Origin of the sequence: Shimia haliotis (assembly GCF_900114415.1) — a bacterium.
GTDB classification, from domain to species: Bacteria; Pseudomonadota; Alphaproteobacteria; order Rhodobacterales; family Rhodobacteraceae; genus Shimia; species Shimia haliotis.
In genome coordinates this window covers 21,403-39,526 of the sequence record NZ_FOSZ01000013.1, presented here as the reverse complement: position 1 = coordinate 39,526, position 18,124 = coordinate 21,403, and the positions used below count along the sequence as shown (strand labels likewise).

Sequence of the window (18,124 nt, the reverse complement as noted above, 5' to 3'; positions counted from 1 at the left end):
ATCAGGCTACCTCTGCATGTTCTTGACCCGTGAGCAGGCTCAGTTGGCTTTGGCCTGCGGTGGGGATCATTTGATCGGTGTCGACGATCAGGGCAATTTTGCCGTTGCCCAAAATGGTCGCGGCGGCAATTCCGGGGATGGATTGATAATTCTGTTCCAGCCCTTTGATCACGACCTCACGTTGTTCGATGATGGTATCAACAGCGAGTGCGGAGCGGCGGCCGCTTTCCCCTTCGATCAGCAGGAGCGCCTGATTTTCTAGGGTGCTGAGTTTGGTCCGGAATCCGAGGGCCTCGCCAAGGTCTACGATCGGGAGAATTTCGCCATTCATGGACAGGCCACGGTCGCCGTCGCAGAAGTCGTGGACATTGGCCTGACCTGGCTGGAGGGTTTCGCGCAGCGCGACGGTCGGCACCACAAGGCTCTCGCCTTCGATGGTGACAAGCATACCCTCCATGACCGCAAGTGTGAGTGGCAGTGAGATCGTGATGGTGGTGCCTTTACCCGGGTCAGACTGAAGGTTGATGCGGCCGCCAAGGGCTTGAATCTCGCTGCGGACGACATCCAGACCGACACCGCGGCCAGAGAGTTCGGACACGGTATCCGCGGTGGAAAAACCCGGCCGGAACAAGAGATTGTCGACGTCGGAGTCGGTCAGGTCGTCTTCGGCGCGCACCAGTCCGCGGGCTTCGGCTATGGCGCGCACTTTTTCGCGGTTGATGCCTGCGCCGTCGTCCGTGAGAGAGATCACCACGCGACCAGATCTGTGCGCGGCCTCCAGCTTGATTGTTCCTTGCGCGGGTTTGCCCGCCTGGATCCGGTCTTCCGCGGTTTCGAGGCCATGATCGACCGAATTCCGGATCATGTGTGTAAGAGGTTCAACAAGCCGCTCGGTGACGGTCTTGTCGACCTCGGTGCTGTCGCCGACCACCAGCATACGGGCGTCCTTGCCTGCGGTTCGTGAGCTTTCCCGCATGATGCGCGACATGCGCTGAAAGAGACCGCGCACCGGTTGCGCGCGAATGGCCATGACGCTTTCCTGTAGAACGCCAGACAGGGTTTTTAGCTGTCCAATAGCTTCGCTAACTGAGCTGTTGGCGGAGACGGGAAGCTCGTTCATGGATTGACGCAACATGGCCTCGCTGATGACCAGTTCGCCAACGAGGTTGATCAAACGATCCACGCGATCGAGATCGACGCGGATTGTGCTGTTGCGCGGCTCAGACTTTTTTCCGGTGTCCGGTTTGACCTCCGCAGGTTTCCCACCTTTTGAGGGCTTGGAGGTCGGAATTGGCGTTGTGGGGGTGTCGCCGGCGGTTCCGCCGTCTGGTTCGTCGGGCAGTCCAGCCAAGGCGGGCAACTCGGCCAAAGGTGTGTCGTCTTCATGCAGAAAGGTCGTTGCAATTTCCAGCACGCATTGGCTTTCGACGAATTCAAAAACTTCGCGTATGTCATCTTCTTCGACGCCTGCGGCGGGCAGAAGATTCAGGTGCCACGTCAACGCCGAAAAATGATCCCCAACTTCGTTCAGGGGTAAGACTTCGGTGGTGTCGACACGGGCCGTCAATGTGCCCAATTCGGAAAGCGCGCGAAACAACAGCGCGGGGTCATGACCACGAGAGTAAAGGCCGGGGTCGGCGGAGAACTCGATGGCGAAAGCTGGGGTGCCTGAAGTGTCCTCGGCAGGTGCAGAAAGATCAAAATTCAGATCAGGCAGTGGGATGCTGGCGCCGTCTTCTCCGCCAATATCCAGTGTCAGCGGTACGAAGTCGGCAACATCAACTTCAGCAGAATCTGAAGTGGTGCCACCTTCGGGCGCAGAGACCTGATGCAAATCCGCAAGAATGGATGCACCGGCATGTTCGGCAATTTCAAGGTCGTCGCGTGCTGCGTCGACCAGATCACTAAGGTGATCAAAGGCCGAAAACATCAGTGCAATGAGACCATGATCTGCCTCGATCCTTTCCGACCGAAGGTCTTCGAGCACGTTTTCGAACGCATGGGCAAAATTGATCAGCCGATCCAATCCGAAAGCGCCGCCACCGCCCTTGATCGAATGCACGGAGCGGAACATTGCGTTGATGGTTTCAGCGTCACCATTGCCGTTCTGGAGGTCATCCAGACCTGAGGATAGAACCTCCATCAGGTCATCGCATTCCTCAAAGAACATGTCACGAAGATCGGACATACCGGGGTTCCTTTCAGACAACCAGGCGGTTGATCACCGCCACGAGTTTTTCGGCATCAAAGGGCTTCACAATCCAGCCGGTCGCTCCGGCATCCCGAGCCCGCTGTTTCAGGGCGTCGCCGTTTTCGGTCGTGAGCACCAGAATGGGCAAAGAGGCGTTTTCAGGGTTGGAACGCACCCCTTCTATCAGGCCGAAGCCGTCAAGGCGGGGCATGTTGATGTCGGTGATCACCAGATCTGGCGCGGAGTCTGGCAGAATTTCCAATCCCTCTACGCCGTCTTCTGCCAGATCGACATCCATGCCTGCCTCGCTCAGGGCGGTTTCGAGCATTGCCCGCATGGTGCGGGAATCATCGATGGCCAAAATCTTTGTCATTCTTCGGATACCTCTTGAAAGGGCGCGGTGTTTTGCAGACCAAGGCAGGTCACTCCGGCTGCAAATTTCTCGGACATTGAGTGAATGGTGAAAGCGTTGCCCGTGTCGGTCCATTCTGCATGGGCCGCAAGCAACAGCTCGACCCCCGCGCCGCCCAGAAAGTCACAGGCGTTGGCGTTCAGTGAGACGGCCATGCCCCGGTGGGCCTCGATCTGCGTGCGCAAAGCTGTCGCGTGGGCATGGTCTAGGGTTTTGGGCAGGTCAATTTGGCCTGCATCTGTCATTTGATCGGAGGGGCACATTTTGAGTTGGGTCGCTTGCAATTTAATGGCTTGTTTTGCGGACCCTAGGATCTCTCTCTTAATACGGGGTTACTGCTGCTCGGCGCCGGCGCTCATACTTGTTTAGATACTGAATTATTTTGAGAATTCGTCGGTTGGGGATCTTTGAATTGATGAGGAGTGAGAGGGAGGCGCACACCAGCCCGCGCAAATTTATTCCGCCAACTCTGGCTTGACGGGATTCGTAATTCAGTTTTTGCGTAGGACATGCCCGAAGGCCCGTGACGATGAGGCTGAAGTGGCCACGTCTCAGAGGGAAGTAATTGGCGCACTTCCTTGGGCGACATGCAACGTGCCGCCCGCTAGGTCGTCACAATGACAAAGGGCGCGGTGTTGTCTCTGGCTTTAGGCGCTGTCAGGTCGCGCAACTTGAAAGGTCTGCCGGAAAGGGCAGCTTGCTGGAAAGCGTAGGTTGCTCGAGGGATTTACCTTTCAGCCGGAACTTTGCGGGGTTGTTGGGCCATGTGTTGCAAAACCTTGGAAAATACATCCACTCCCTGCGCCCCGGAAGTGGCCTGTTGTGCATCAAAAATCATTGTCGGCACTCCAGAGACGCCACGCGACGTCCAGAAAGTTTCCTTTTCGCGTACGGTGTCGGCATAGCGGCCGTCAGCCAGAACCGCGCGGGCTTCTCCTGGGTTCAGATCAAGTGCTCCGGCGACGTCGATCAGAACGTCAACATCGCTCACATCGCGGCCTTGCGAAAAATATGCGTCAAACAGCGCGAGTTTGAGGTCTTGTGCCTTGCCGGATTCACCAGCCCAATGGATCAATTGGTGCGCTGCGAACGTGTTGTAGATGCGGCTGTCGTCCGACCAGTTGAATGCAAAGTCGAGTTCCTCGCCCAAATCCGAAAGGCGCTTGCGAGCCTGCGCGGATTGGTCCGCGGTTGAGCCGTATTTGCGCATAATATGCTCGCGGATGTTTTCACCCTCAGACACCATGTCGGGGTTTAGCTCAAATGGGTGCCAATAGGTTTCGACTGCGATGCCGGTTGCCTCTGACGCTTTGAGAAGTTGGCGGTAGCCGATGATGCACCACGGACAGACAACATCAGAGACAATATCAACGCGGATGGGCTCAGTGGTCATGGTGCGGGCTCCTGTGTTTGCGGCCTCAAGATGGGGCGCTGTGCGTGGCGGTGCAAGTCACGGTGCCGCGAGGTTACTTAGGGCAATGCGCCCAGCCACAACCAGACCGTGGCCACCGAAAGCGCGGTGCCAATCAGCACGGTGGAGGCTGCGACGCGCATTGCGCGGCCATACATATTTGCAAAAAGATAGGCGTTGATCCCAGGTGCCATAGATGCGGTGACAATGGCAGAGCGCATATTGTCGACGGAAATTGCAGACCATGAGCCAAACGCGAAGACAAGCGCAGGATGTAGGCCAAGTGAGACCGCACAGCAAAACAGGATTGTGCGCATGTCGCCTTCGGGGCGGTAGCGGTAGAGTACGCCGCCCATGCCAAAAAGCGCTGCGGGCAGGGCGGAGGAGGCCAAAAGATTGACTGCGTGCGTCACATAGCCGGGCACCGGGACATTGCCGAGATTGACGATAAACCCCAATCCGATCCCGAGGATCAGAGCGTTGGAAAACATCGCTTTGAGAACAGTGGGCACGATCTTGGCTTTGGAGGTGTGGCGGGCGCGCATGACTTCCATGACGGCGATGCCAAGCCCATAACAGAAAGGCGCGTGGATCGAAATGATAGCGTAGTTGCCGGTGAGGCTGTCGGCGCCATAGGCGCGCTCCATGATGGCGAGGCCCAGCAGGAGCGAGTTGGAGAAAAGGCAGACAAATCCGATTGCGGTGGCGTCTTCCCAATCGCGGCCAAAGAGGTATTTCGCGCCGAGCATACCGGTGAGGAAACACAGAAAGGCGGCGGCGTAGTAACTGCCCAAGAGGCCAATGTTGTATTCCGCCGCGAGGTCGAGGTTACTGATGGCGCGGAAGAGCAGGACAGGCACCGCGAAGTTGGTCGCGTAGCGCATCAATCCATCGACGTTGGATTGTGTGAACCAGCCCCGCCAAGAGGCGAAATAGCCAAAGCCGATGATAATAAAGACCGGCAGAATCACAGAGATCAGCGTTTGCATTTGTCGCGCTTTCGCACCTCTGGCTGCGAATTGGTGAGGCTCAGAGGTCGTAGGTGATTTTCATCCCGTCAAAGGCGGGCGTGATATGCTCGGGCGTTTCGGCCTCAAGCGTTTCGTAGTCCAGATCGATGTGCATGTTGGTCAAAACCGCGCGCTCAGGTTTGAGGCGGTCGATCCAGTCCAGTGTTTTGTCCAAATGTGCGTGGGTTGGATGTGGCGAGCGGCGCAGGGCGTCGACGATGAAACACTTCATGCCGGCCAGCTTGGGCCAAGCGTCGTCGTAGATGTCGACCACATCGGGCATATAGACCACGTCGTTCACGCGGAACGCCAATGCGTCGATGCTGCCGTGATCCACTTTGATCGGTGTGAAGCAAATGTCGCCGCCTGGACCGGAGATCACAAAATCGCGTGTCTCGTCAATGGTCAGCATCTCGAGTATCGGCGGGTATGGGCTGTCTTTGGGTTGCACAAAGGCATAGCCGAAGCGGCTCATCAGATCGTTTTGCGTCGGCCCATCCGCCCAGACCGGAATGCGGGCGCGCATGTTGAAAACGATCATTCGCAAGTCGTCAATGCCGTGGATGTGGTCGGCGTGGTTGTGGGTGTAGACCACCGCGTCGAGCCGTCCTGTGCCTTCGCCTAAAAGCTGGTCGCGCATGTCTGGCGAGGTGTCCACAAGAACGGTTGTGGTGCCATCGTCGGTGGTGCGCTCGATCAGCATCGAGCAGCGGCGGCGGCGGTTTTTCGGGTTTTCGGGGTCGCAGTCACCCCAATGGCCGCCAAGTCGGGGAACGCCGCCGGAGCTGCCGCAGCCAAGGATCGTGAAGGTCAGCTTTGCGCTCATGCGGCGGCTGCCTTCAGTTGGGCTTTGGTAAACAGCCGGTCAAAGTTGGCCTGCGTTTGCGCGGCGAAATCGACATAATCCATGCCAAAGACTTCGGCGCCCACGCGGGCGGTTTTTTCGACATAGGAAGGCTCATTGCGTTTGCCGCGATAGGGCGGGGGGGCGAGGTAAGGCGCGTCGGTTTCCACAAGCACGCGATCCACCGGCGCGGCGGCAAAGATGTCGCGGACTTCTTGGCTGCGCGGGAAGGCGGCGATGCCGGACATTGAGAGATAAAAACCTAGATCAAGCATCTTGCGCGCCAGTTCGGGACCCGAGCTGTAACAGTGCATGACGCAGGAATATGCGCCCTTGTTGAACTCGTCCGTCAGGATCGCGGTCATGTCTTCGTCGGCATCGCGGCTGTGAATGATCAGCGGCAGGCCGGTTTCGCGGGCTGCTTCACAATGGATGCGCAGCGAGGTCTGTTGGATGTTTTTGCTTTCGGCGGTGTAGTGGTAGTCCAGTCCGGTTTCGCCAATGCCGACAAATTTGGGGTGCTGCGCCAATGCGACCAGTTGGTCCACAGTCGCGAGTGGTTCTTCAGCCGCGCTCATCGGATGGGTGCCGGCGGCGTAGAACACCGGATCATAAGCCTCGGCTATGGCGCGCACGGTGGGTTCGTTTTTCAGACGCGTGCAGATCGTGACCATGCGGGTGACGCCGACGTCCGCGGCGCGGGCGATGAAGTCGTCAAGCTGGCCGTCAAAGTCGGGGAAGTCGAGGTGACAATGGCTGTCGGTAATCTGCGGGTAGTCGGTCATAGAGGCCCTCAGTGCGCCTTTCAGGCGCTGGCGGTTTTCTGAATCTTGAAAACCGTATCAAGCACCAAGGCGGCAGGGTCAAGGTTGACCGCCTTACCATGTCGTGTGCGGTCTGTGATTTCCTGTGCAAGATCCGCCCAGGCGCGCGCTTTGTGGGCGTTCGGGGCAAGTCGCATCAGGAGGTCGGCTTCCCCTGGAACAATCTCGGAAGTCGGCGGCTGGCCCAAAGCGCCTGTGCGGGCGATGCGGGAGACAAAGACATCCAGAAGCGTGAGCAGCAAGTCGAATTGTTGATCGGCACCACGTGCCGCTGCGGCGTCTGCGAGTTTGAGCGCGCGTTGCCGGTCAAACTGCGGCATTGATGCAAAGAGCGCAGCGAGCTCCTGATAGATGGCGAGGCCGCCAAGCTGGGTGACTCGCATGGCTTCGCCCACTGAACCCGCGGAGAGTTCTGCCAGAGCAGGCGTATCATCGGCTGCATGGCCTGCTTGTGCCATTGCGGCGTGCATATCGTCTGGTGACAGGGGCGAGAAGCGGAGTTCCCGACAGCGAGACCGGATCGTTGGCAACAGTCGGCTGGGTTGGTGCGAGATCAACATCAATGTGGTGCGCTCGGGCGGTTCTTCGAGCATTTTCAGAAGGGCGTTGGCGGCGTTGACGTTCATTTCGTCCGCACTGTCTACGATGACGACACGGCGGCCGCCGTCAGCGGCAGACATGTGCAGAAATGACGCCATCTCGCGGACTTCGTTGACGCGGATGTCAGCGGCGAATTTGCCGTCCTGACGGGATTTTTCGCGCGCACTGTCGGTGCTGCCGGCAAAGCCGCGGCGCAGTAGGAACAGGCCGGGTTCAGAGAGAGCATGAATGCGATGGCAGACGGGGTGGTCGGGGTCGACTGACAGCGACGAGTAGGGCTGCGGTTCGCCAAACAGGCCGCCATCATCCTCGGGGGGCATAGTCAGTAGAAATCGCGCGATGCGCCAAGCCATTGTTGCCTTGCCCACACCTTGTGGACCGGTCAGCAACCAACCGTGGTGCAAACGACCGGAGTTCACAGCGGTGAGAAAGCTCTCTTCGGCTTGGGTTTGCCCAAAAATCTGAAGGGTTTCGCGAGGGTGCGGCGCACCAGGAACGCGATCCGGTTCTGGCGTGACATCCTCGCTCACGACAGATGTGCCTTGACTGTTGAGGTGACGCGCTGGGCAACTTCTTCCAGCGTACCTTTGCCGTCGATTACTTGAAAGCGGTCCGAATACTCGTTGGCAAGCGCCAGAAAGCCCGCGCGCATTTGGTCCTGTAGCGCCTGTCCGAAATCTTCGAAACGCTCCTCGGCCGTCTGGCGGGATTTAGCGCGGGTCAGCCCCTCGGTGGGGTCCATATCAATCAGAATGGTCAGGTCCGGTTCACGCCCGATCATCAGTTCGTGCAGCTGGTCCACAACCCCTCGCAGGTCGCCACGCGACAAGCCCTGATACATTCGGGTGCTGTCCGCAAAACGGTCACAGATCACCACTTTGCCCGCTGCCAAAGCTGGTAGGATGGTGCGCTCAAGGTGATCCCGCCGCGCCGCCGTAAAGAGCAAGATCTCTGTTTCAGCCGACCAGCGATCGGGCTCGCCCTCAAGGACCAATGCGCGAATTTCCTCGGCGCCCTTTGACCCTCCAGGTTCGCGGGTCAACACAACCTCATAGCCTTCTGCCATCAGATGATCGGCAAGCATGCGTGCCTGTGTCGATTTGCCAGAGCCGTCGATGCCCTCAAACGTGATGAAACGACCGCCGGTCACAGAATTTGAAGTCACTGGGTTGCCACGCTTTCAGAGGCGGAAAACTGGGTGAAAAGGGTGCTCATTGCGGTGCTGATGCGGACCCCAAAGCCGCCTTCAGCGACATCGGCTTCTGCCACCAGCGGGAAGCGCATTTCCGGCAGGTCTTCCGGCTTTAGTAAAAGTTCGGCGATCTGCGTTCCCTTGGCGATCGGGGCCTGAATTGGGCCGTTGTAGATCACCTCGCCTTCAACTTTGCCTCGGGCGAGCACTGGCAAAAGGATGTTGATGTCGCCGGCTGGCACCAGACCAACACGCTGGTCTTTGCCCATCCAAACGTCTGCTTCGGCAACGCGTTGTCCTTGGCGGGCAATAGCGGTTTCCGAGAATTGGCGGAACGCCCAACTTACAATTTGTTCCGAGACCTCGGCGCGTTCGCGTTCACTGCCCAAACCACTTATAGCAAAGATCACACGGCGATTGCCTTGCTTGGCAGAGCCGACCAAGCCATAGCCAGCTTCGGATGTGTGGCCGGTTTTGAGACCGTCCGCACCGATGTCCAGACGGAGCAAGGGGTTGCGGTTGCGGGTATTGGAAGGCGCGCGACCGTCAAAGGCAAACTCGGTTTCCGAAAACATCGGATAGAACTCGGGAAAGTCAGTGATCAGATGGTTCGCTAGAAGGGCAAGATCCCGCATCGACATGCGGTGGCCGGGCATCGGCCAGCCGTTGGAATTTGCGAACGTCGAGTTGGTCATGCCGAGCTGTCGTGCGCGGCGTGTCATCAACCGCGCGAACCCCGCCTCGGTGCCGTCGGGGCTCAGGGTTTCGGCAATCACCGCGCAGGCATCGTTGCCGGACAGCACGATGATGCCACGCAGCAGGTCAGCGACAGTGACGCGGTCTGTGGTGTCCAGAAACATGGTGGATCCGCCATAGCTCATGGCGAATTCAGAAACAGGCAGTTTTTCCTGCATTGTCAGACGGCCATCGCGTACGGCCTCAAATGCCATAAACAAGGTCATCAGCTTGGACATCGACGCCGGTGGGATCGCTTCGTCGGCATTTTTCGCCAGCAGCACGGTGCCGGTGGTCTGGTCCATCACAAATGCCGCCTTGGCGCTGGTTTCAAACGCGTGCGCTTGTGTGACAGAGAGAAGAAAAGTCAGGCCAAGAGCAAACAGGTGGGGCAAGGGCAGGCGCATAAGCACTCTCCGTTAGTTGGTCACAGCATAGGCGTCGGTAAAGCCGGTGCCGTGGACTTTCTTGGTCATGGACTTGAGGCCGGATTTGCTGGTGGCGGGGCCGACAATGACTCTCCAGAAGGTTTTCGAGCCAGATGTGGTTTTCTTGATCAACGGGGAAAGACCGGCCGTTTCCATTTGTTTGGCGGCGTTCTTGGCGTTGGCCTCGACCGAGAAGATTCCGATCTGAACATATGGCTTGGCAAGCGAAGACGTGGCGGGCGTAGGGGCAACTTCGGATTGCGCCGCAGGGGGCGCGGCAGGAGCCGGAGTATCACTTGCCTCAGCAGCGGCGATGGCTGCTGTCGCGGCGGCGATGGGTTCCAGAGGGGCTTCTTCCACTTCGGCCACATCAGCAACCGCGTCGGCGTCACTTGGATCTGGATCCGGCGCGACTTCTTCGCGACGCAAGGCAGTCACATTAAGTTCCACGGGTTGGCCCGCGAGCATACCAAGTGCCTCTGCCGCGTCAGACGAAATCTGGATTCGCGGACCGGGAATTTCGCGTTCGCGGCGGAAAAGGGCGCCGATGACAAACTTGCCGTTGGATTGATTGCGGATGATCACCCGTTCCGGATCTCCGACATCAGGGTGCGCAGCCCAGACGCCGCCCAAAGAAGGGCGACCGTCCCAGAGGCCGGCCTCGGAGACCGAAAACACCTCAGGTGCTTCAACATCGCGCTCGACCAGTTTGGTTGTGCTGTTGGTGTTCGCGGCAGAGGCGGCAGTGTCGGTAGACGTGCCGTTGCCGAACGAAATTCCCTCGCCTTCAGCGCAGGCGGTCAAGGTCAGGGCGAGCGCCAGCGCCGCCGTGCCTGATGTCAACGCGCTACGTGCGTTGGTCTTTTGTTTATGGTGCGCCATGAAGTGCCTCTCGCCTGCAATCGCATTCTGCTCAGTTTTTCGTTTTAGCCGCAGTTGGTGCCGCAGATGCGGTGCTGTCAGCGGACGTTTGCGCGAAGTTTAGCCGTATGCGCAGTTTATGGAAAGTGCGCGTATCAGTGTGAGCGGATTTTTGAGGGAAAACGGGTTGCGTCGGATTTGTGACGCGATTAGGGATGTCTCGTCGGAGGAGTGGCAGAGTGGTTGAATGCACCGGTCTTGAAAACCGACGAGGGTTAACGCCCTCCGTGGGTTCGAATCCCACCTCCTCCGCCACAAACCAATCGCAAACCCGAGACGAGGCCCCAGCGTGGGCCTTTTTTCTTTTTGGTTCAAAGGGGTTTAGCGAAGCCATCCGACTTTCGGAGACTGGCCGCTGGTCCGAAATCGGTCTCCGAACGCCCCGCGTCTCTTTCCATCCGCCCTTCACCCAAATCGAGACGCATTCAAAACTGTTCGCCTTTTCAATAACTTGCTGAAAATGGATTGCGCCGTAGTTGAGGCACGTCAGACCGCTACCAAAGCGGACAGAGACACCCGAAGGCGGCGTGGTAGTGCGGGCTGGTGCGTAAAGAAGCGAGCCAACCGAGAGGTGACTATTGGCGGCAGGCACTATAGATTGACCTTGCTAAGCTTGTCATAAAATAAATGTCAGGTGCATTCATTTGAGCCAAAGTGGAGAAGAAACCTATGCCAAGTATCCGCTTAGGTGGTTATGAAAGCGCTCCTGATTTCTTGGCTAAGGCTCGCCGCGAATTGAAGCGTTTCAAAAATGCGGATGCACAGCAAGATCGGGCTGATCACGCGCTCAACGTCGCCGTAACGCTCCACCATTTGGGAGATTGGACGTATCGCCATGGAATGCAACTTGGTCTGGCGATGGGTGATCGCCGCAACTTCTTGGGCAATGCTAGAAATGCAAATGTCTCGGTAAAGCTTTTACACAAGATTGCCGACACGACGAAACACCATACTTTAGACAACCTGAATGTGTTGAAAATCGAAGTTGACGAGCTTGGTGACGGCCGCATCACGCATCATCAAGATTTTGTCGGCATCAATGTCCAGCCTCCGAGAACAGATCTACCGGGCGGTCGTCCGTTAAACGTACGCACTGTCATCGATGACGATGAAATCGTCGGGTATGAAACTGTTTACGAAGGTACAGTTGTTTCAAATGGCGGTGTTGGTCAATTCTTCGACCCTATCTGTGAAAACGCGATATCATTTTGGAGTGCTGTAATCCAAACTTTGGATAATGGTCAGCTACCAGACTGGATGCGGCCGGCCCAAGACTGATTGTTGTCTCGGAGCCGCCAATATCGTTCGGGTCACGGCTGACCTAATGCCCTAGAACGCCCGCTCGACTTGCTCACCCCAAGCCTCTCCAGCGAGAAAACACAGATCGTACAAGCTGACCGCCGAGGCCGCCCGCCCACAGGTCAACCGCTTCAGAACCTCGGGTGCCAGATAGGCCAACCGCAACTGGCGGCTGACGTGCCGTTCCGCCAAACCAACAGCCTCGGCCAGTTCCTGGATAGTGGCGAACTCACCGGCATCCATGCGCCGCCGCCATCCCCATGCGCGGCCGATAGCGCGCAGGACATGTGGATCCTGCGTCTGGTCCTCGCTCGGCAGATAGTTGGCGGGCGGCAGGATTTTCGGCCGACCGTTCTTCTTGCGCACCTTCAACGGGATCAGCACGCGGATCGTGTCATTAGGCTTGGTCATTCCGCCGCCTCCATCTGGCGCGGTGTGGCCATTTCGCGGATCACGCCTGCGATCCCTTCGCGCCTGATATCGACCTCAAGCCCCGCGGCGGTGACGGTAACGCGCCGCACCAGAAGCTGGAGGTGCGGGCCTGCTCTGCTGGGAAGAGTTGCGACCAGAGTGCCTTGAACTCGTGAAGGTCTGCGATGGCGTCGGCTTCCGAAACTGCGCCCTGTGCCTTTTTCAAGGCCACGAGCACCTGCGATACCACCTCCGGCGTCTGTAGAATGCGCCGAACCTCGCTCACGACCGCATCCTCGACCATTCCTGCCGCCAGCCGCATCGGGGCGGTCTCTTCGCCGGTCTCGCGGTTCCGGATCACGTCCATCGACACATAGTAGCGATAAAGCTTCGCGCCTTTCTTCGTGCTGGTGGGCGTCATGGCAGCGCCGGTGTCGCTGAAGATCAGCCCTTTCAGGAGTGCGGGTGTCCGTAATCTGCTGTTGTTGGCCCGTTTGCGCGGACTTTCCTTGAGGATTGCGTGGACTTGATCCCAAAGCGCCTCGTTGATGATGGCGTCATGCTCGCCGGGATAGGCTTGGCCCTTGTGGACGGCCTCACCGCGATAAACACGGTTGTTCAGGAGCCGGTAGAGGTAGCCTTTGTCGATCAGCGTTCCCTGCTTGTTGCGGAAGCCGTCGCGGCGAAGTTCGCGGGCCAATACCGGGGCGGAGCCAAGTTCGACAAACCGTTCAAAGATGCGTCGGACCGATGCGGCCTCGGCGTCGTTCACCAGCAGCTTGCGATCCTGCACTTCGTAGCCGAGCGGCACATAGCCCCCCATCCAGATCCCGCGCTTGCGCGATGCTGCCACCTTATCGCGGATGCGCTCACCGATGACCTCACGTTCGAACTGGGCGAAGCTGAGCAGGATGTTCAGTGTGAGCCGCCCCATCGAGGTTGTGGTGTTGAACGACTGCGTGACCGACACGAAGGTGACGCCATTGCGGTCGAAAACCTCGACCAGCTTGGAGAAATCCATCAGCGAGCGCGACAGCCGGTCGATTTTGTAAACGACCACGACATCGATCAGACCATCGTCGATGTCGGCTAGCAATTGCTTCAGGCCGGGGCGTTCAAGGTTGCCGCCAGAAAACCCACCATCGTCATAGCGGTCGCGGGTGGCCACCCATCCCTCGGACTTCTGACTGGCGATATAGGCCTCGCAGGCCTCTCGCTGGGCGTCGAGGGTATTGAACTCCATGTCGAGCCCTTCTTCCGTCGACTTACGGGTGTAGATCGCGCAGCGCAGGCGACGGTTTGGGCGGGCGTTAATGTCCATCATGCTTCCTCCTGCTTGCGTTCACGCAGCCCGAAAAAGCGATAGCCATTCCAGCGCGTTCCGGTGATGGCGCGGGCCACCGCCGAGAGTGATTTGTATTTGCTGCCCTGCCAGTCGAAGCCGTCCTTCAGCACTGTGACCGTATGCTCGGCGCCGTCCCATTCGCGGATGAGTTTGGTGCCTGTGACGGGATTTCGGGGATCCGCGATCCGGTGCTTGCGCCGCGCATGTCCCTCGACCTCATCAGCCAGCAGATCCAGCATGCGGCGTGTTTCCCTATCGGGGCCGCCGTAGGTCAGCTCCTGGATCCGATATGCGATCCGAAGTTCAAGGAATGCCCGGCTGTTGTTCGGCGCCGAGGTGCCGATGAGTTTTTCCCATTCAGTTTTGAGTTCCTTGACCGACATCGCCTTCAGGGCGGCCAGGCGCGACAGCACCGTCTGGTCCAGGTTTGGATCGCTTCCTGGTAATGCTGGGGTTATCTTATTGTGATGTTTCATCAATTCCTCCGATGCGGATACGTTTTGCACGACGACCACCGCTCTTTCGGGGCGAGAAGTCCACGAAACTGTCTCCGTTCTCAGAAGATAAATCGCTGGACTGTTCGGCGGTAAGCCGAACCACAGCTGCAGCGAGGATGCGGCCAATTTCTTCGAGGCGCGCGTCCGCTGACATGCGCTCAGGACATAGGGGATTGGGACCCGAAATCGGGCCTGATGTGTTTTTGGGCATGGCGACTTTTCGCGATTGAGATGATGCCCAAAAGGTATCTCAAAACATCAAAAATACAAGTAAATCAATATTTTACGGACAGGGTCGACGTGCGCGTAGAGCCACGTATTTCTGCGTAGTGAATATGCGAGTACGCGGAACGCTGATCGTCATTGCTGGGCCGAATCACCCCGTGCGACCATCCATGAATTTGTCGAACGTATCGACGGTCTGCTCTTCTTCCAGCTCGGCCATCTCCCAGCGGGATGGTGCGCGGTCAGGATATAGCAGCAGCGAGATCGTCATTTGGTCGTTGCTGGGGGAGAACACCGTCATTTCATGGACGGGCTCAGACCCCAACCAGACACCTGCGGGTTGGAGGTGACCATGGCGACCAGTATCCCAGTCCACGTCCTGCGCGGCCAAGGAGGCGGCTGGCAGTTCAGTTACTGTTTGGCGTGCCCGGTAAAAGATACCGGATTTCAGCAACGGCTCGCTGGACCATGCCCAGTCGATGAAGCCTTCTTTGCCAACCACGATCATCGCCCGCTTGTCGGTGATGGTCATCCATTTCAGGATCGCTGCCGTCAGTGACACGGCGTAGCGGTCGGCCAAATCAGTCATCAGATCGATATCAATGGCCCGGCCTTTGATCTGCTCACGAAAATCATCCAGCGGCATCAAAAGGTAGGAGGCGAAGGTATTGGCCTCCGCCTCGATACCGTTCCGGACCTCATCCCAATCAGCCATATTGCGGTTGGTGCATTTGAGGCCGTTTGGATTGGTCTGCCGGTGCAGCAGGTAGTGGCCCAGCTCATGGGCCAACGTGAAATTCCGCCGTCCTGCCGAATGGATTGTGTCGTTGTAAATGATGCCCCACTCGCCGGAACCATCAGGGTTCGGCATGAGCATGCCTTCGACGCCCTTGGAGAGGTCCAGGCCGCCGACCATAGTTATCGGTGCATCTGGAAATACCTGTCGAGAGACATCCTGCGCCAGCGCTGCCACATCGATTGGAAACCGCGGTAGCCCATGGGCTGCCTGATGCAGCGACAGGATTTGGGTTAGGCGAATTGCCCAACCCTGTGGCGTCGTGGGCAGACTCAATCCTTCTTTCCCCACGCATCAATCATCTGATTGATTTTCGCTTGGTCATCCGGGTCGAGCTTGCTGAATTTGCGGAAGAAGGCCTCCTTCAGTACTGCGTCTCCGGGCTCCTCACTTTCATCTAGCAGATAATCGGTTGTGACCTCGAGGGCCCGAGCAATTCGGGTCAATTTTTCGCCCGACGGTTTTCGTGCATCGCGGTTTTCCAATTCCCAAATGTAGCTCTTGCTCGAGTCGGTCAATTCCGCGAGCTTGTCGAGGGAGTATCCCTTCTCCTGGCGGTGGCGCTTGATCTTGGCGCCGAGGGACGTGGTCATCGTATCATCCTTGTTTTCCTTCGTTGCAGGAAGCTTGTTCGGTATGCCGAACAAAATCGTGCCGCGCAAGTAGACGAGGCGGTTTGTTCGGTGTAGATCGAACGTTATCGTATCGCTTTGCGCCGATTCCCTCCTCCTCCTGGCCAGAAAGGGCTCCTATGACTGCTATCGCCTCCTTCCTTCGCAAGACCCCCGTCACACGGTTGCATGACTATTTTACCGGCTCCGGGTTCACATCCCTTCCACCGGTCGATTGGACCAAGCCCGAGGCGGAGCTCGTCGAGCCGCTGATCAAAGCTGTCGACGACATGGACGACCGTGAAAAACAACGCGTTGTCATGAATGCCAGTCAGGTCGCTGCTCTCGCGGACGAACCGGGCCAGAATGCGCTGCAGAATGTCGTCATCAACCGGCAGGTGTTCGACACGCTGGAGGGGGCTAATAATCGTTCGCTGTGGGTGTTTTTGAATGAACCAGACCAGTTTCGTAAGGCTGAAGAGGTCCGCTACAATGATGAACGGCGCCGTGGCCGATCATGGAGTGGCTTTGAAGTAGAAAAGGACCGTGTGGTCCGCCGGGATGCTGTATCGGTAGCTGACTTCACAAAGGCAATCCGCGAGCGTTTCGACACGCCGCATGTTCATGTCGATGTTTTCGACCGGCACCGCGTCATCCTCGATGATCAGGAATGCGATCTCGTGCAGGTCGCTGTCTATCGCGAAGGGCGGCCGGAGGACATGCTTGGGTTCGACGCGAACAGCACATTGTCCCGCCGCATCGTGAAGCCGGTTTTTGAGGCTGCGCTGACTTACGAGGCGGATACCGGCGTCATAGAGGTGGTGGCCAATACAGTTGCAGACCGGAGGGATCTCACTGCCTACATGGCGCGGGACCTGCTTGGGATCGACTTCGAAGAAAAGCATATACCGCTGCGGGAATACGATCTTGGGGTGCTGTTGAAGCCCTTTGACTTCCCGACTGACGTTGATGACGGCATCGCGGACGTCACCGTGAAAGAATTGCGTCTTATGGAGGTTGGCCAGCCTAACGAACGGATCATCCTCGAATCCATGTCGGGTGCCGACCGCACGGTGTGGGAAATGGCAGAAGAGAGAATTGGGCTCGACATTGGCAGTTCGGGGCATGTCCTGTCCGTTGCATCTGAAGCGCCTGAATGGATCGTCACGCGCGCGCGGTTCACAATCAAGTTTCAGCCCGGCCCGAGCGGCGGGCGGGGCAAATCGTTGACGCTGACGGTGACGATGCCACATGGCTGCAACTTGAAGGACATGACCCCGCATGAGCGCCTGATCGGCGACAAGTATCTGCGCCGTTGGGGCATTCTGACCGACAGCTCCGACATCGGTGACCTCATTGACTAAGCGGGCGGTCGATATGCTGCTGCAGGTCGTTGAAACCCGCACGGCCAAGGTGCAGGCATCGGTCCTGCGGCAAGGTTCACCTCGGGCGACGGATCAGTTGCTCGAGGCCAAGTTGATGGTCGCGTCCGGACATATCCCGGTCGTCACCGCTATGGATGACTATGAAGACGAGCCCATCCCTGCAGAGTGGTGCGCCGAGCGCAGGCAGTATGGATACAACAACAGCATCGGTCGGTGGGTTGCGGTCGATGCCAAGGAGATCGCAGCTCTTGCAGTTGATTACCCGCTGCTCTTCGCGAAGATGTTGGTAGATTTCGAGCGCGCTGCCCCGGCGCGCCCGATCTCGTTGATCGACAGTGTCGCCTGGGACATTGGCACCATCCAGCTCAAGGGCGCGAAATCCTCCGTGCCGGTCTGGTTTGCGCGACGGCTTTCAGATCCTGCGGTGTGGAAAAAGGTTGGTGCTCTGCTGGAACGCAGGCCGCCTGACGAGGTTCGCGTCATCCTGACGTCCACACCGGGCGATCGCCTTCCTATTGCTGGGAGTAAGAAGGACATCGTCATCAGCGTGACCGATGTGGCCAAAGCATCTGGAAAGCTGGCCATCTCACCGCAGGCCGTTGGCGCAAGGGTCTTCCCGGGTGAGGCGCAGCATCGGTTCCCGATCGATCATTCGGATGATTGCGGGATCGTCTGGTATCGGGGCGAAACTCTCACCTTCCGCGGGGACAAGCAGCGTCGGTTCTTGGAAATTCTGTTTTCGGCCTATTGGTCAAAGTCACAAGTTCTGCGTCTTGCCACTGTTTTGGAAGAGGCTGGCTATGGTGGTCAGGTTAACACCCTGAAAAAGGCTTTTGGCCGCGGCATCGACAAATGGCGTTTCGTCAAGGTCGAGAACGGAAACTGCTGAATCGATCCCTGATCCTGCCCCTCGTGTTTCGATGAAAAGGCCGTCCTTCGGGGCGGCTTTTTTCATTTTAAGGCATCTAACTTCGCTGCCTCCCAGTT

Annotated in this window: 19 protein-coding genes and 1 tRNA gene; 4 read left to right on the top strand and 16 right to left on the bottom strand. The window is 58.0% G+C overall.

Annotation, left to right across the window (positions count from 1 at the left end; translation table 11 throughout):
* Position 1: 1 nt before the first annotated feature.
* The 11 genes from BM069_RS19105 to BM069_RS19055 form a co-directional block, all read right to left on the bottom strand.
* Complete coding sequence (locus BM069_RS19105) at positions 2-2,188, bottom strand: chemotaxis protein CheA (RefSeq protein WP_093326097.1); 2,187 nt, start codon at positions 2,186-2,188, stop codon at positions 2-4.
* 13 nt (positions 2,189-2,201) lie between these two features.
* Positions 2,202-2,564 carry a response regulator gene (locus BM069_RS19100; protein ID WP_093326096.1) on the bottom strand — a complete coding sequence of 121 codons (363 nt, stop codon included), beginning with the start codon at positions 2,562-2,564 and terminating at the stop codon, positions 2,202-2,204.
* The gene (locus BM069_RS19095; RefSeq protein WP_093326094.1) at positions 2,561-2,848 is read right to left on the bottom strand and encodes an STAS domain-containing protein; all 288 of its coding nucleotides are present in this window, start codon (positions 2,846-2,848) and stop codon (positions 2,561-2,563) included. The genes BM069_RS19100 and BM069_RS19095 overlap by 4 nt, the downstream gene beginning before the upstream one ends.
* 482 nt (positions 2,849-3,330) lie before the next feature.
* The gene (locus BM069_RS19090) at positions 3,331-3,996 is read right to left on the bottom strand and encodes a DsbA family oxidoreductase (protein ID WP_093326093.1); all 666 of its coding nucleotides are present in this window, start codon (positions 3,994-3,996) and stop codon (positions 3,331-3,333) included.
* 77 nt (positions 3,997-4,073) lie between these two features.
* The gene (locus BM069_RS19085; protein ID WP_093326091.1) at positions 4,074-5,003 is read right to left on the bottom strand and encodes an AEC family transporter; all 930 of its coding nucleotides are present in this window, start codon (positions 5,001-5,003) and stop codon (positions 4,074-4,076) included.
* Between the two features lie 40 nt (positions 5,004-5,043).
* Positions 5,044-5,850, bottom strand: a complete 807-nt coding sequence (locus tag BM069_RS19080) for an MBL fold metallo-hydrolase (RefSeq protein WP_093326090.1) — start codon at positions 5,848-5,850, stop codon at positions 5,044-5,046.
* Complete coding sequence (locus tag BM069_RS19075) at positions 5,847-6,653, bottom strand: TatD family hydrolase (protein ID WP_093326088.1); 807 nt, start codon at positions 6,651-6,653, stop codon at positions 5,847-5,849. Before BM069_RS19075 ends, BM069_RS19080 begins: the two co-directional genes overlap by 4 nt.
* A 20-nt stretch (positions 6,654-6,673) precedes the next feature.
* A complete protein-coding gene (locus BM069_RS19070; protein WP_093326087.1) occupies positions 6,674-7,822 on the bottom strand; it encodes a DNA polymerase III subunit delta' in 1,149 nt (382 codons plus the stop codon).
* Positions 7,819-8,457 (bottom strand): dTMP kinase, encoded by a 639-nt coding sequence (gene tmk, locus BM069_RS19065; protein ID WP_093326086.1) that lies wholly within the window; start codon positions 8,455-8,457, stop codon positions 7,819-7,821. The genes BM069_RS19070 and tmk overlap by 4 nt, the downstream gene beginning before the upstream one ends.
* The gene (locus tag BM069_RS19060) at positions 8,454-9,626 is read right to left on the bottom strand and encodes a D-alanyl-D-alanine carboxypeptidase family protein (protein WP_093326084.1); all 1,173 of its coding nucleotides are present in this window, start codon (positions 9,624-9,626) and stop codon (positions 8,454-8,456) included. Before BM069_RS19060 ends, tmk begins: the two co-directional genes overlap by 4 nt.
* Positions 9,627-9,638: 12 nt before the next feature.
* Positions 9,639-10,529, bottom strand: a complete 891-nt coding sequence (locus BM069_RS19055; protein WP_093326083.1) for an SPOR domain-containing protein — start codon at positions 10,527-10,529, stop codon at positions 9,639-9,641.
* A 204-nt stretch (positions 10,530-10,733) separates the two neighbouring features.
* On the opposite strand from BM069_RS19055, the gene BM069_RS19050 reads away from it, so the two are divergent.
* A tRNA-Ser gene (locus BM069_RS19050) sits at positions 10,734-10,823 on the top strand.
* 414 nt (positions 10,824-11,237) lie between these two features.
* On the top strand, positions 11,238-11,846 hold the full coding sequence (locus BM069_RS19045) for a hypothetical protein (RefSeq protein ID WP_093326081.1): 609 nt from the start codon (positions 11,238-11,240) through the stop codon (positions 11,844-11,846).
* A 51-nt stretch (positions 11,847-11,897) separates the two neighbouring features.
* Here the strand turns inward: BM069_RS19045 and BM069_RS19040 are convergent, their stop codons facing one another.
* The 5 genes from BM069_RS19040 to BM069_RS19020 all read right to left on the bottom strand — a co-directional run bounded on the left by BM069_RS19040 (position 11,898) and on the right by BM069_RS19020 (position 15,734).
* A complete protein-coding gene (locus BM069_RS19040; RefSeq protein WP_093326080.1) occupies positions 11,898-12,278 on the bottom strand; it encodes a hypothetical protein in 381 nt (126 codons plus the stop codon).
* A gap of 40 nt (positions 12,279-12,318) precedes the next feature.
* Entirely contained in the window at positions 12,319-13,602 is a 1,284-nt protein-coding gene (locus BM069_RS19035; RefSeq protein ID WP_342028879.1) for a recombinase family protein, read from the bottom strand.
* Positions 13,599-14,099, bottom strand: coding sequence for a DUF2924 domain-containing protein (locus tag BM069_RS19030; RefSeq protein WP_093326078.1), 501 nt, complete (start codon positions 14,097-14,099; stop codon positions 13,599-13,601). Before BM069_RS19030 ends, BM069_RS19035 begins: the two co-directional genes overlap by 4 nt.
* 397 nt (positions 14,100-14,496) lie before the next feature.
* Positions 14,497-15,417, bottom strand: coding sequence for an ImmA/IrrE family metallo-endopeptidase (locus tag BM069_RS19025; RefSeq protein ID WP_093326077.1), 921 nt, complete (start codon positions 15,415-15,417; stop codon positions 14,497-14,499).
* Complete coding sequence (locus tag BM069_RS19020) at positions 15,414-15,734, bottom strand: helix-turn-helix domain-containing protein (RefSeq protein WP_093326075.1); 321 nt, start codon at positions 15,732-15,734, stop codon at positions 15,414-15,416. The genes BM069_RS19025 and BM069_RS19020 overlap by 4 nt, the downstream gene beginning before the upstream one ends.
* Positions 15,735-15,892: 158 nt before the next feature.
* Between BM069_RS19020 and BM069_RS19015 the strand changes: the two genes are divergently transcribed.
* Both BM069_RS19015 and BM069_RS19010 read left to right on the top strand, forming a co-directional pair.
* On the top strand, positions 15,893-17,116 hold the full coding sequence (locus tag BM069_RS19015; protein ID WP_093326073.1) for a hypothetical protein: 1,224 nt from the start codon (positions 15,893-15,895) through the stop codon (positions 17,114-17,116).
* A gap of 13 nt (positions 17,117-17,129) precedes the next feature.
* Positions 17,130-18,026: a hypothetical protein gene (locus BM069_RS19010; RefSeq protein ID WP_093326072.1), complete on the top strand. Its 897-nt coding sequence runs from the start codon at positions 17,130-17,132 to the stop codon at positions 18,024-18,026.
* Positions 18,027-18,124: the final 98 nt, after the last annotated feature.

Bases quoted from the DNA above. Each gene is read 5' to 3' on its own strand.
- BM069_RS19105 (WP_093326097.1), bottom strand. From the start codon at position 2,188: ATGTCCGATCTTCGTGACATGTTCTTTGAGGAATGCGATGACCTGATG.
- BM069_RS19010 (WP_093326072.1), top strand. From the start codon at position 17,130: ATGCTGCTGCAGGTCGTTGAAACCCGCACGGCCAAGGTGCAGGCATCG.
- BM069_RS19055 (WP_093326083.1), bottom strand. From the start codon at position 10,529: ATGGCGCACCATAAACAAAAGACCAACGCACGTAGCGCGTTGACATCA.
- BM069_RS19085 (WP_093326091.1), bottom strand. From the start codon at position 5,003: ATGCAAACGCTGATCTCTGTGATTCTGCCGGTCTTTATTATCATCGGC.
- BM069_RS19040 (WP_093326080.1), bottom strand. From the start codon at position 12,278: ATGACCAAGCCTAATGACACGATCCGCGTGCTGATCCCGTTGAAGGTG.
- BM069_RS19100 (WP_093326096.1), bottom strand. From the start codon at position 2,564: ATGACAAAGATTTTGGCCATCGATGATTCCCGCACCATGCGGGCAATG.
- BM069_RS19035 (WP_342028879.1), bottom strand. From the start codon at position 13,602: ATGATGGACATTAACGCCCGCCCAAACCGTCGCCTGCGCTGCGCGATC.
- BM069_RS19015 (WP_093326073.1), top strand. From the start codon at position 15,893: ATGACTGCTATCGCCTCCTTCCTTCGCAAGACCCCCGTCACACGGTTG.
- BM069_RS19075 (WP_093326088.1), bottom strand. From the start codon at position 6,653: ATGACCGACTACCCGCAGATTACCGACAGCCATTGTCACCTCGACTTC.
- BM069_RS19090 (WP_093326093.1), bottom strand. From the start codon at position 3,996: ATGACCACTGAGCCCATCCGCGTTGATATTGTCTCTGATGTTGTCTGT.
- BM069_RS19095 (WP_093326094.1), bottom strand. From the start codon at position 2,848: ATGACAGATGCAGGCCAAATTGACCTGCCCAAAACCCTAGACCATGCC.
- BM069_RS19060 (WP_093326084.1), bottom strand. From the start codon at position 9,626: ATGCGCCTGCCCTTGCCCCACCTGTTTGCTCTTGGCCTGACTTTTCTT.
- BM069_RS19080 (WP_093326090.1), bottom strand. From the start codon at position 5,850: ATGAGCGCAAAGCTGACCTTCACGATCCTTGGCTGCGGCAGCTCCGGC.
- BM069_RS19045 (WP_093326081.1), top strand. From the start codon at position 11,238: ATGCCAAGTATCCGCTTAGGTGGTTATGAAAGCGCTCCTGATTTCTTG.
- BM069_RS19020 (WP_093326075.1), bottom strand. From the start codon at position 15,734: ATGACCACGTCCCTCGGCGCCAAGATCAAGCGCCACCGCCAGGAGAAG.
- BM069_RS19030 (WP_093326078.1), bottom strand. From the start codon at position 14,099: ATGAAACATCACAATAAGATAACCCCAGCATTACCAGGAAGCGATCCA.